At 70.4% G+C, this 12,082-nt stretch carries 12 protein-coding genes and 1 pseudogene; 1 reads left to right on the top strand and 12 read right to left on the bottom strand.

The features are described from left to right. Positions 1-79 precede the first annotated feature (79 nt). Complete coding sequence (locus tag IF09_RS0107060) at positions 80-1,678, top strand: CocE/NonD family hydrolase (RefSeq protein WP_030293031.1); 1,599 nt, start codon at positions 80-82, stop codon at positions 1,676-1,678. A 36-nt stretch (positions 1,679-1,714) separates the two neighbouring features. Here the strand turns inward: IF09_RS0107060 and IF09_RS0107065 are convergent, their stop codons facing one another. The 12 genes and pseudogenes from IF09_RS0107065 to IF09_RS0107120 form a co-directional block, all read right to left on the bottom strand. Beyond that, complete coding sequence (locus IF09_RS0107065; protein ID WP_030293032.1) at positions 1,715-2,599, bottom strand: amino acid ABC transporter permease; 885 nt, start codon at positions 2,597-2,599, stop codon at positions 1,715-1,717. Continuing rightward, positions 2,596-3,240, bottom strand: coding sequence for an amino acid ABC transporter permease (locus IF09_RS0107070; protein ID WP_030293034.1), 645 nt, complete (start codon positions 3,238-3,240; stop codon positions 2,596-2,598). Before IF09_RS0107070 ends, IF09_RS0107065 begins: the two co-directional genes overlap by 4 nt. Before the next feature lie 16 nt (positions 3,241-3,256). Next, a complete protein-coding gene (locus IF09_RS0107075; RefSeq protein ID WP_030293035.1) occupies positions 3,257-4,183 on the bottom strand; it encodes a glutamate ABC transporter substrate-binding protein in 927 nt (308 codons plus the stop codon). An 11-nt stretch (positions 4,184-4,194) separates the two neighbouring features. Then, positions 4,195-4,938, bottom strand: coding sequence for an amino acid ABC transporter ATP-binding protein (locus tag IF09_RS0107080; protein WP_030293036.1), 744 nt, complete (start codon positions 4,936-4,938; stop codon positions 4,195-4,197). A 140-nt stretch (positions 4,939-5,078) separates the two neighbouring features. Continuing rightward, a complete protein-coding gene (locus tag IF09_RS0107085) occupies positions 5,079-5,519 on the bottom strand; it encodes a DUF6278 family protein (protein ID WP_030293037.1) in 441 nt (146 codons plus the stop codon). Positions 5,520-5,578: 59 nt separating this feature from the next. After that, positions 5,579-6,364, bottom strand: a complete 786-nt coding sequence (locus IF09_RS0107090) for an exodeoxyribonuclease III (protein WP_030293038.1) — start codon at positions 6,362-6,364, stop codon at positions 5,579-5,581. Positions 6,365-6,394: 30 nt separating this feature from the next. Continuing rightward, positions 6,395-7,027 carry an MBL fold metallo-hydrolase gene (locus IF09_RS0107095; RefSeq protein ID WP_030293041.1) on the bottom strand — a complete coding sequence of 211 codons (633 nt, stop codon included), beginning with the start codon at positions 7,025-7,027 and terminating at the stop codon, positions 6,395-6,397. 18 nt (positions 7,028-7,045) lie between these two features. After that, positions 7,046-7,642, bottom strand: coding sequence for a hypothetical protein (locus IF09_RS0107100; RefSeq protein WP_030293043.1), 597 nt, complete (start codon positions 7,640-7,642; stop codon positions 7,046-7,048). 194 nt (positions 7,643-7,836) lie between these two features. Then, positions 7,837-8,952, bottom strand: a pseudogene (locus IF09_RS0107105) (ROK family glucokinase); the annotation flags it as partial. A gap of 16 nt (positions 8,953-8,968) precedes the next feature. Continuing rightward, complete coding sequence (locus IF09_RS0107110; protein WP_051832161.1) at positions 8,969-9,844, bottom strand: ATP-binding cassette domain-containing protein; 876 nt, start codon at positions 9,842-9,844, stop codon at positions 8,969-8,971. Then, positions 9,844-10,875 carry an ABC transporter permease gene (locus IF09_RS0107115; protein ID WP_030293048.1) on the bottom strand — a complete coding sequence of 344 codons (1,032 nt, stop codon included), beginning with the start codon at positions 10,873-10,875 and terminating at the stop codon, positions 9,844-9,846. Before IF09_RS0107115 ends, IF09_RS0107110 begins: the two co-directional genes overlap by 1 nt. Beyond that, on the bottom strand, positions 10,872-11,852 hold the full coding sequence (locus IF09_RS0107120; RefSeq protein ID WP_030293050.1) for a sugar ABC transporter substrate-binding protein: 981 nt from the start codon (positions 11,850-11,852) through the stop codon (positions 10,872-10,874). The genes IF09_RS0107115 and IF09_RS0107120 overlap by 4 nt, the downstream gene beginning before the upstream one ends. Between the last annotated feature and the right edge of the window lie 230 nt (positions 11,853-12,082).

A 12,082-nucleotide genomic window follows, 5' to 3' on the forward strand; every position in this document is an offset into this window, starting at 1 on the left:
TTACCGTTGGGTTACTTTCGGTAACCGCCTCCCGTTACCGTCGGGTCACTTTGACACCGGCGCACGCGAGGAGCGATTGATGGTCCGTACCGTCCGCACCACCCCCGCCGCGGCTGCCGTGGTGGCCGTACTGGCGGCGACCGCCCTGGGCCTGGCCCCCCACCAGGCCCAGGCGGCGCCCGCACCTGCTGCCGCAGCTGCGGCCGACACCTCGGCGGAGCTGCGTTTCCACGACATCCCCGGCTCCGGCGGGATCACCCTCAAGGGCAACGTGTTCACCCCGGCGGGCGCCCAGCCCGGCCGGAAATACCCGCTGATCGTGCTCCCCACCAGCTGGGGCATGCCGCAGATCGAATACGTCGCGCAGGCCAGGAAACTCGCCGACGACGGCTACGTGGTGGTCAGTTACACCTCCCGCGGCTTCTGGCTCTCCGGCGGCGAGATCGAGGTGGCCGGCCCGCCGGACACCGCCGACGTCTCCGCCGTCATCGACTGGGCGCTGGCCAACACCCCTGCCGACGCGGCCCACATCGGCCTGGGCGGCGTCTCGTACGGCGCGGGCATCAGCCTGCTGGCCTCGGCGCACGACCCCCGGATCAAGGCCGTGGTCGCGCTCAGCGGCTGGGCCGACCTCATCGAGTCGATCTACTCGGGCCGCACCCAGCACCTCCAGGCCGCCGCGATGCTCGGCGCCGCCGGCTGCCTCACCGGCCGCCCGGGCCCCGAACTCCGGCAGATCCTGGGCGACTTCCTCGGATCCCGGCTGTACCGGGAGGCGCAGATGATCGAGTGGGGCAAGAAGCGCTCGGCCGTGGAACAGATCGACGAGATCAACGCCAACGGCGCCGCGATCATGCTGGGCAACGCCTGGGGCGACACCATCTTCCCGCCCAACCAGTACGCGGCCTTCTACGAGAAGCTGACCGGCCCCAAGCGCCTGGAGTTCCGGCCCGGAGACCACGCCACCGCCGAGGGCACCGGCCTGCTCGGGCTGCCCAACGACACCTGGACCAACGCCCACCGCTGGTTCGACCGCTACCTCAAGGGCGAGCGCAACGGTGTCGACACCGAGGCCCCGGTGCAGATCAAGTCCCGCAGCAACGACGGCTACGAGGGTTACCCCGACTGGAAGTCGGTCGGCTCCGGCGGCGTGGAGAAGCTCGCGCTCGCCGACAGCGAGCACCTCTTCACGGGCATCGACTCGGGCGCCGACGGCGGCGTCATCTTCCTCTCCAGCATCCTCGACCAGTTCGTCAAGGCGCCCCCGACCGCCTCCATCCCGCTGCTGCCCCGCGCCTTCGCCGCCGTCTGGCAGTCACCGCGCCACGACGCGGAGCGCCGCATCCGCGGAACGGTGAAGCTGCACACCACCGTCACCCCCACCGCCTCGGACGGCACCTTCGTCGCGTACCTCTACGACGTCGGCCCGCTCGGCATCGGCAAGCTCGTCAGCAACGCCCCGTACACCTTCCACGGCAAGCCCCGGGGCCAGGCCTTCGGCGTGGACCTGGAGCTGTTCTCCACCGCCTACGACGTGCCCGAGGGCCACCGGCTCGCCCTCGTGATCGACACCGTCGACCCCCTCTACATCGAGCACAACCCCACCGGCGCACAGCTGACCTTCTCCTCGCCGCGCACCGATCCCTCGTACGCCTCGGTACCTCTGCGCGAGCAGTGATCTGCGGCTGCTGCCGGACGGGGCGGCTCTTCGGAGCTACCGTGCACCGCCCGGCAGCACCGTTCCGGGTTCGGCCTCGGCGACGTCGACCGCCTCGGTCTTCAGGCTGCGCCGCTCGAACCGCGCCACCCAGCCGGCGAACCAGGAGAGCAGCATGCACATCCCGATGTAGATCGGGGAGATGATCATCACGACCGGGATGAACGGGAGATCGTAGTCGAGGTTCGAGGCGATCAGCTTGCCCGCGTGCAGGAACTCCTCGTACGTGATCAGATAGCCGAGCGAGGTGTCCTTCAGGGCCACCACCAGCTGGCTGATGATCGTGGGCAGCATCGCCCGGACCGCCTGCGGGCCGAGCACGTACGTCGTGACCTGGGTCTTGCGCATGCCCAGCGCGTACGCCGCCTCCCGCTGGCCCTTGTCGACCGAGTTGATGCCCGTACGGAAGACCTCGGCGAGCACCGAGCCGTTGTACAGGGTCAGCCCCGCCACCAGCGCGGGCAGCGGCTGGACCTTCAGGGCGACGAAGATGAAGAAGATCATCACCAGCACCGGTATGGCCCGGAAGAACTCCACGCACAGCGTGGCCGCCCAGCGCAGCGGCCGGTGTACGGAGAGCCGCCCGGTCGCGAGCACCGCGCCGAGGACGAGCGAGAACACCGACGCGTACAGGAAGGCCTTGAGGGTGTTCCCCAGCCCTTTGAGCAGCAGCTCCTGGATGCCCTCGTAGGTGAAGGGGCCCCACTTGGCGGCGGTGAACTGGTCGGTGTCGAAGAGGAGGTAGAGGATCCAGGCGAGCAGGCCGACGATCACGACCGTCGAGGCGATCCCGTAGAGGAAGTGCCGGCGCCGGGCGCGGGGACCGGGCAGGTCGTAGAGGGCGGTGGACTCCAGCTCCCCGGGGAGCGCGTGTGCGGTCATCGGGCGATCCCCCAGCGCTTCTCCAGCACGTTGAACAGCGCGCTGATGGACAAGGTGATGATCAGGTAGCCGACGGCGATCCAGACGAAGGTCCAGACGATGCCGTAGCCCAGCTCGTTGAGGGTCTTGTACGTGCCCAGCAGCTCCGTGACGCTGAAGGCGCCGGCGATCGCCGAGTTCTTGGCGAGTGCGATCAGGGTGGAGCCGATGGGCGGGATGACGCTGCGGAAGGCCTGCGGCAGGACGACGGCGCCGAGGGTCTGGGCGAAGGTCATGCCGAGGCTGCGGGAGGCTTCGCCCTGGCCCTTGGGCACGGTGTTGATGCCCGAGCGCAGGACCTCGCAGATGAAGGCGGAGGTGTAGCAGCCCAGCGCCAGGACCGCGAACACCTGGAAGGGCAGCACGATCCCGAAGCGCGGCAGGCCCAGCAGCACGGCGAAGAAGAGGAGCGTGAGCGGGGTGTTGCGCAGCACGGTGACCCAGACCGTGCCGAAGACCCGGAAGGAGCCGACGGGCGCGACGCGGAAGGAGGCCATCACGAAGCCGAGGACGAGGGCGAGGATCGAGGCGTAGACCGTGAGCTCGAGGGTGCCGAGGAAGCCCTCTCCGTAGACCGAGAAGTTCTCCGTGAGTACGTGCATGGTGGTGCGCTCTCCCTCAGCTCGCCGGGTAGCGGTCGATGGCGGGCGGCTTCGGGGCGGGCACGCCGGAGAGGCCGAGCGTGGCCTCGTACGCCTTCTTCCAGTTGCCGTTCTTCTCGTTCTCCTCCAGGGCGTCGTCGAGGGCGAAGCGCAGGGCGTTGTCACTGCGCGGGACGCCGATCCCGTAGGGCTCCCGGGAGAAGGGCTTGCCGACCACCTTGAGCTCGTCGGGGACCTTGGCCGCGTAGCCGAGGAGGATGGAGTCGTCGGTGGAGACGGCGTCGACCTGGTAGGTCAGCAGGTTGTCCACGCAGGCCGAGTAGGTGTCGTACGCGACCAGGGCCGCGCGGGGGTACTCCCTCTGGAGCCGCTGGTACGGGGTGGAACCGGCGGCGGAGCAGACCTTCTTGCCGGCGAGGTCCTCGGGCCCCTTGATGTCCCTCTCGTCCTTGCGGACGAGAAGGGACTGGCCGGCCATGAAGTACGGGCCGGCGAAGCCGACCTGCTTCTTGCGGTTGTCGTTGATCGTGTAGGTGCCGACGTAGTAGTCGATCTGGCCGTTCTGGAGGGCGGTTTCGCGGTTGGCCGAGGCGATCGTCTTGAACTCGGTCGTCTTGGGATCGAAGCCGAGGGAGGCCGACATCATCTTGGCGATCTCGATGTCGAAGCCGGAGTAGCGGCCGCTCGCGGGGTCCTTCTCGCCCAGGTAGGGCTGGTCCTCCTTGACGCCGACCACGAGGCGGCCGCGTCGCTTGGCGCGCTCCCAGGTACGCGACTGCGGCAGCTCGAAGCCGGTCGCGACCTTGTACACCGGCAGGTCCTCGGCCTGCGGGCCCTTCACCGGGGGGCTGCCCTCCTTGCCGCAGCCGGCGAGGACCGCCAGCAGGGCGGCGACGAGGAGCAGGAGGCAGGCGCGCGGCCGCGCGCCGCGGGTTCCCTTCATCGGCCCGCCCCTCAGTGCTTGAGGATCTTGGAGAGGAAGTCCTTGGCCCGTTCGCTCTCCGGAGCGGTGAAGAAGGCCTCCGGTGTCCGGTCCTCGACGATCCTGCCGTCGGCCATGAACACGACGCGGTTGGCGGCGGAGCGGGCGAAGCCCATCTCGTGGGTGACCACGACCATGGTCATGCCGTCGGCGGCGAGCTGCCGCATGACCTCCAGCACCTCGTTGATCATTTCGGGGTCGAGGGCGGAGGTGGGCTCGTCGAAGAGCAGTGCCTTGGGATCCATGGCCAGGGCGCGGGCGATGGCGACGCGCTGCTGCTGGCCGCCGGAGAGCTGGGCGGGGTACTTCGGTGCCTGGTCGGCGAGGCCGACGCGGGCGAGCAGCTCCCGGGAGCGCTTGTCGGCCTCGTCCTTCCTGCGCTTCCTGACCTTCACCTGCGCGAGCGAGACGTTGGCGAGGACGGTCTTGTGCGCGAAGAGGTTGAAGGACTGGAAGACCATCCCGACGTCGGCGCGGAGCGCGGCCAGATCCTTGCCCTCGTCCGGCAGCGGCTTGCCCTCGAGCCTGATCGTGCCCGACTCGATCGTCTCCAGGCGGTTGATGGTCCGGCACAGGGTCGACTTCCCGGAACCGGACGGGCCGATGATCACCACCACCTCCCCGCGGCCGACCGTGAGGTTGATGTCCTGGAGGACGTGCAACGCCCCGTAGTGCTTGTTGACGTCCCGCAGCTCGATCAACGGATCAACAGCCATGCGCTGCCCTGCCCACCTGTCGGAATCTCGAGGTCAGCGCAAACTATCCAGCCGCGGAAGAGCACTTCGCCTCGACACGCCTAAAGAGGGCATAAAGCCCGCGCGGTGATGAAACAGACCGCCGGATCCCGCAGAAGGGCTCAGCCCTCGGTGGCTTCGGCGTAGGCCTGGGAGAGCTCGGGGGATCCGGTCATCGCCCAGGAGACCCCCGACTCCACCACGTTCAGCTCGCGCCCCGAGGCCAGGCGGATCACCGGCTGGCCGTTGGGCCACACCTGCCAGGCGGAGCCCAGTTTGGTCCGGATGATCACCGTCCCGAGGTAGAGGCCCGCGTCGTTTCCGAGCCAGGGCACGACCAGCGGGTCCCGGCGCCAGCGGGGCATCAGCTGGTCGAGCGCCTCCAACGAGGCCGGGCTCTCGTCGAGTTCCAGCCCGGCCGCCCGCGCGTGGACGCGCAGCATCTCGCATTCCGAGAACAACTCGTTGATGCCCTCGGGGTCCTCCGCGAGGGCGGCGGCGAGCCCCGCACCCCGTTCCGTTTCGTGCCGGTTCAGCCAGTTGTCCAGGAAGGGGATGTTCATACCGCCCAGCCTGGCACCAGGATCCCGGGCTGGCCACAGGGCGCGCGGGATCCGTCCGCCTAGGCGTCCAGCGCCAGGTCCACGACCACGGGGGCGTGGTCCGAGGCGCCCTTGCCCTTGCGCTCCTCGCGGTCGACGTAGGCATCGGTGACGGCCTTGGTGAAGGGCTCGTTCCCGTAGACCAGGTCGATGCGCATGCCGCGGTTCTTGGGGAAGGCGAGCTGGCGGTAGTCCCAGTACGTGTACGGGCGGTCGTACTTGAGCGGGCGCGGCAGCACGTCGGAGAGCCCCGCGGCACGCAGTGCCTCCAGGGCGGCGCGCTCCGCGGGGGTCACGTGGGTCAGGCCCGCGAAGACCGCCGGGTCGTAGACGTCCTCGTCGGTGGGGGCCACGTTGAAGTCGCCGAGCACGGCGAACGGGCGCGGGCCGGCCGCGTCTTCGGCGACGGCCGTGGCCAGCGCGCGGAACCAGTCCAGCTTGTAGCCGTAGTGGTCGTGCTCGACCTCGCGGCCGTTCGGCACGTACACCGACCACAGGCGCACCCCGCCGCAGGTGGCGGAGATCGCCCGGGGCTCCTGGACGCCCTCGTAGTCGGGGCCGCCGGGCAGGCCCATGACCACGTCGTCCAGGCCGGCCTTGGAGATCAGGGCCACCCCGTTCCACCTGCCGGTGGCGTTGACGGCCGCCTCGTAGCCCAGCTCGCGCAGCTGCTCGTGCGGGAACTGCGCCTCGGAGCACTTGGTCTCCTGGATGCACACGACATCCGGGCCGGAGCTCTCCAGCCAGGGCAGCAGGCGCGGCAGCCGGGCGGTGATCGAGTTGACGTTGAACGTGGCGATACGCATGCCGTCCAACCTACCGCCCGGCTCCGACAGTCACAGTTCGGCGGCGTCCCCGGCGGCGAGCCGCCCGTGGTGGGTGCCGCCCAGGGCAGCCAGGGCGTGGTCGTAGATCGGCCGGGCGATGTCCGAAAGGTAGGCGTCGTGGATGTCGATGGCCCGGCGCGGCTTGACCTCGCGCAGGTAGTCGATCACCTCGGCGACCTTGTTCCAGGGCGCGTGCACGGGCAGCATCAGGGTGTCCACGGGCACTTCGGGCACGGTCAGCGCATCGCCGGGGTGGAAGAGCGAACCCTCCACCAGGTAGCCGACATTGGTGACCTGCGGGATGTCCGGGTGGATCACGGCGTGCAGCTCGCCGTGCACCTGGACCTCGAACCCGGCGGCGCTGAAGGCGTCCCCGTGGCCGACGGTGTGCACGCGGCCGGGGTACGCCGGGGCCAGCCGCTCCGCGACGCTGCGCAGCGTCCACAGCGCGGCGGCCGGGTTCGCGTCGAGCGCGGCCCGCAGCCGGCCCTCGTCGAAGTGGTCGGGGTGCTCGTGCGTGACGAGCAGGGCGTCCGCCCCGAGCCCCGCGTCGGGCTCGCTGAACGCGCCCGGGTCGATGACGAGCACGCGCCCGTCCTTCTCCAGTTGGACACAGGAGTGCAGCCGCTTGGTGAGCTTCATGGGAGCAGGCTAGTCAGGCTAGGGGGTCGCCGTGGACACCACGTAGACACGGGGCTTCTCCGGGTCCGTGAGGTCGACCGTGACGTCCCGGGTCGGGCGCGGGTTCGGCTGCTCCAGGGTGGTGCCGTACCAGGAGTTCTGCGGGCCCCAGCTCCAGCCCGCGACCGCGGAGTCGTGCGCCCCGACGGAGACCTCGCGGGTCAGCTCGGCGCGGCTGGTGCCGACCTCGGCGAGGAAGGAGTCCAGGTCGGCGGGGGTGACCGCGAACTGCACGTACAGCCGGCTGGTGCGCCAGTTGTTGGTCTCGAGGAACCCGACCCGCCAGGCCTTCGGCGGGATCGGCACCTCGTAGATGCTGCGCTGCACCTTGGACGGCCAGCCGGGGCGCACCTTGGTCGCGCCGACCTTGGCGGCCTTGTCGCGGCCGCTCTCGCGGCTCTGCTGCGCGGACACGGCGAGGTAGCCGGCGGGCACGCCGACCAGCAGCAGGATGATGATCGCCGTGATCCAGCGGCGCCGGACGACGTGCCGGCGGTCCTCCACCGGCAGGGGGGTGCCGGGGGTACCGCCCTCGTCCGGGGCCGGCGCCTGGCGGGGCAGGGAGGGCGGGGTCACTGGGTGCCCCCCTCGGGGAGGTCCGCGGCCTTGGGATCCGAGGCCTTGGGATCCGCGACCGCGGAACCGGCCGCCCCGGCCGCTTCGGCCCCGTCGGCTTCGAGGTCCGCCGCCCTGCGCTCCGCGGCCTCGGCCCCGGCGGCCTCGGCCTCGGCCGCCCTGCGCTCCGCCGTGGCCGGGGAGTTGATCAGGCCCCACTGCGCGTAGCGCTCGTACCGCTCGACGCGCCGGCGCGTGGCGCGGCGGAAGCGGCGCGCGACGAGCCGGGCCAGGTCGGCGGCTCCGACCATGCCGGCGTCGGGGCCGAGCTGGGCCTTGGCGATCCGGGCCTCGGGCCGGTAGCCGCGGCCGGTGAGGTGGCGCCGGAAGGCGTCCCGGGCGGGGCCGATCAGCAGGTCGTCGGCGGCGCTGACGCCGCCGCCGATGACGAAGCAGGAGGGGTCGAGGGCGGCGGCGAGGTTGGCGATGCCGACGCCGAGCCACTGGCCGATGTCCTCGAGGAGCTCGACGCACATGGCATCGCCCTCGCGGGCCAGCTCGGTGATGAGCGGCCCGGTGATCTCCGAGACGTTGCCGCCGACCCTGGCGATGATCTCGTGCGCGACCGGGGAGTCGGCGGCGGCCAGCTCGCGGGCCTCGCGCACGAGGGCGTTGCCGGAGCTGTACTGCTCCCAGCAGCCGCGGTTGCCGCACGGGCAGCGGTGGCCGCCGGGCACCACCTGCATGTGGCCGAACTCGCCGGCGACCCCGAAGCGGCCGCGCTTGACCTGGCCGCCCTCGAGGATCGCGCCGCCGATGCCGGTGCCGAGGGTGATCATGACGAGGTGGTCCTCGCCGCGCCCGGCCCCGAAGCGCCACTCGGCCCAGGCGGCGGTGTTGGCATCGTTGTCCACCATGACCGGGACGGCGAGCCGGGACTGCAGCGCATCGCGCAGCGGCTCGTCGCGCCAGGCCAGGTGGGGTGCGAACAGCACCCGGGAGCGGTCGGCGTCGACCCAGCCGGCCGCGCCGATGCCCACGGCGTGGACGTCGTGCCGGTCGGACAGGTCGAGCACCAGCTCGACGATGGTGTCCTCGACGACCTTGGGGCTCTTGGACTTGTCGGGGGTCTCGGTGCGGATCTTCTCGAGGATGATCCCGTCGGCGTCGACGACGCCGGCCATCACCTTGGTGCCGCCGATGTCGATGCCGACGGTCGGGACGCGCGGGGCGGTCAGGTGCGACCGGCGCTCACGGGTCCCGATGGTCCGCAGGACGGTGCCTCGCGCGGACCCCCGGTGGGTGAGCGTGAAGTCCCGGTACGTGCTCATCGAGTCGTGTCGTCCCTCAGGGTGCGGTGGTGCCGGACGCCGGATCGGCCGCTCCGGACGGGTGGTCCGGTCCTGATTCTGCCACCCGCTCCAGTTCGTGGCTCAGCTCGTCCAGCTCGGAGCCGCCCGCCATCTGCCGGGTGAGCTCGTCCAGGGTGATCGAGTCGCGGGTGTGGCTGCCGGCCATGGCACCGCGCTTGAGCAGCACGAAACGGTCCCCGACCAGGTGGGCGTGGTGCGGGTTGTGGGTGATGAGGACCACGCCGAGGCCTGCGTCACGGGCGGCGGCGACGTACTTGAGGACCACGCCGGACTGCTTCACGCCGAGGGCGGCCGTGGGCTCGTCGAGGACGAGGACCTTCGCGCCGAAGTAGACGGCGCGGGCGATGGCCACGCACTGCCGCTCGCCGCCGGACAGCGTGCCGATCGGCTGGTCGACGTCGCGCAGGTCGATCCCCATGCGCAGCAGCTCGGCGCGGGTGGTCTCGCGCATGAACTCCACGTCGAGGCGGCGGAAGGGGCCGCGGCCCTTGGTGGGCTCGGAGCCGAGGAAGAAGTTCCGCCACACGGGCATGAGCGGTACGACGGCCAGGTCCTGGTAGACGGTGGCGATGCCGTGGTCGAGGGCGGCGCGCGGGTTGGCGAGCGCCGTGTCCTCTCCCTCGACCTCGAAGCTGCCGGCGTCGTGCCGGTGCAGCCCAGCGATGATCTTGATGAGGGTGGACTTGCCGGCGCCGTTGTCGCCGAGGACACAGGTGATCTCGCCGGCGTGGACCTCCAGGGAGACCCCCTGGAGCGCGCGGATGTTGCCGTAGTACTTGCTGACGTCGGTCATCTTCACGAGCGGCGCGGGAGCCTTGCCGTCCGCGGTCTTGGACACGTTCCGGGTCATCACTTCGCCTCCGCCCGCTTGCGGACCCATGCGTTGAGCAGTGTGGCCAGCAGGAGCATCGCGCCGAGGAAGAACTTGAACCAGTCGGGGTTCCACTGGGCGTACACGATGCCGTTGCTGGTCATGCCGAAGATGAAGGCGCCGACGGCCGAGCCGATGGCCGAGCCGTAGCCGCCGGTCATCAGGCAGCCTCCGATGACGGCCGCGATGATGTACAGGAACTCGTTGCCCACGCCCTCGCCCGACTGGACCACGTCGAACGAGAAGAGGATGTGCTGCCCGGAGATCCAGGCGCACAGGGCGACGCCCATGTAGAGGCCGATCCGGGTCTTGACGACCGGGACGCCGGTCGCGCGGGCCGCGTCCGCCCCGCCGCCGACCGCGAAGATCCAGTTTCCTGCGCGGGTGCGCAGCAGGATCCAGGTGGCGACGGCGACCAGGGCCAGCCACCACAGGATGGTGACTTTCAGCGTGACCGAGCCGATGTTCCACTGCGAGGCGAAGAGCGCGCGGGCGGAGGAGAAGCCCTCCATGTCGGCGATGGTCTTGGTCGAGACGGAGCCGCTGATCAGCTTGGTGAAGCCGAGGTTCAGGCCCGTCAGCATCAGGAAGGTGCCGAGCGTGATGATGAAGCTCGGCAGCTTGGTGCGGGTCAGCATGAACCCGTTGAAGAAGCCGATGGCCAGGGTGACCAGCAGGGACACCCCGACGCCCACCCACACGTTGGCGGTCATCTGGTAGCTGAACATCGAGCTGACCAGCGCCGAGGTGGTGACCATGACGCCGGCGGAGAGGTCGAACTCGCCGCCGATCATCAGGAGGGCCACCGGGCAGGCCATGATCCCGATGGTGGAGGCCGAGTACAGGACCGTGCTCAGGCTGGAGGCCTGCAGGAAGCTGGGCGCGGCGAAGGAGAAGAAGACGAAGACGGCGGCCGCGCCGACGACCGAGCCCAGCTCGGGGCGGCCGAGCAGCTTGCGGACCAGGGAGGTGGGGGCGAGCCGCTCGTCGACGGCCGTTGCCGTGCTCATCGGCTGCCCCGCTTGATGAACTCCTCCAGCTTGCCGGCCTCGTCGGCCGTCACGATCTGCGGTCCGGTGAGGACGGGGCGGCCGCCGCCGAGCACGTTCGCGTTGTAGCGGTACAGCCAGAGCAGGTCGATGGCCTCGTAGCCCTGGAGGTAGGGCTGCTGGTCGACGGCGAAGCCGAGGGCGCCGGACTTGAGGTCGCGGGCGACGGACGCGTTGAGGTCGAAGGTGTCGACCTCGGCCTTGCTGCCCGCCGCGTCCTTCGCCTTGACCGCCGTCGGGGCGAAGGGGGCGCCGAGGGTGACGATCGCGTCGACGGACGGGTCGGCCTGGAGCTTCGCCTGGACGGCCGCCTGGACGGAGGGCATGTTGGTGCCCTCGACGTACAGGTTCTCCATGACCCCGCCGAAGGTCTTCTTCGCCCCGGCGCAGCGCTGCTCGTGGCCGACGTTGCCCTGCTCGTGCAGGACGCAGACGGCCTTCTTCCTGCCGCGCTCGGTCAGCTCGGTGCCGACCGACTCGCCGGCGATCGTCTCGTCCTGGCCGATGTGGGTCAGGGCCCCGTACTCGGCGGACTGCTCGGATCCGGAGTTGACCGTGATCACCGGGATGCCGGCCTTGACGGCCTTGGCGATGACGTCCTTGAGCGCCTCGGGCTTGGCCAGGCTCACCACGATCCCGTCGACCTTCTGGTCGATGGCGTTCTGCACGAACTGGGCCTGCTGCTGTGCCTGGTCGTCGTGGGCGTAGACGAAGTTGATGTTGTCCTTCGCCGCGGCTTCCTTGGCGCCCTTCTGGACGATGTCCCAGAAGGTGTCGCCGTCGCCCGCGTGGGTGACCATCGCGAAGGTCCAGCGCGGGGTGGACACGGCGGGCCGGCCCGCCTGGGCGGCCTTCGCCCGCTCCTCGGCACGCTTGCCGCCCGTACTGCTGCAGCCCACGAGGGAGGCTCCCAGTACCGTCGCGAGCACGGCGCCCACGACGCGTACCCCTGTCCGAACCCTAGCCACGTCTGCGTGCCCTTCCCTCGTGCTGTGTCTGCCGCCGCCTTCTGGGGGCAGCTGCCGTCAAAGCGGTCATTACGGTTCCAGCCGCTCAGTATCCGCCACAGTGGACCATGTGCGGTCATCGGGGCCTTCGAGGCGATCTGGGCCAACTTTGCCATCGCCGGCCCCTCCGGGCGGATTGACAGCCACCCCTGACGGGGTCA

The sequence above is a fragment of the Streptomyces katrae genome, assembly GCF_000717655.1.
In the GTDB taxonomy this organism is placed as follows: domain Bacteria; phylum Actinomycetota; class Actinomycetes; order Streptomycetales; family Streptomycetaceae; genus Streptomyces; species Streptomyces katrae_B.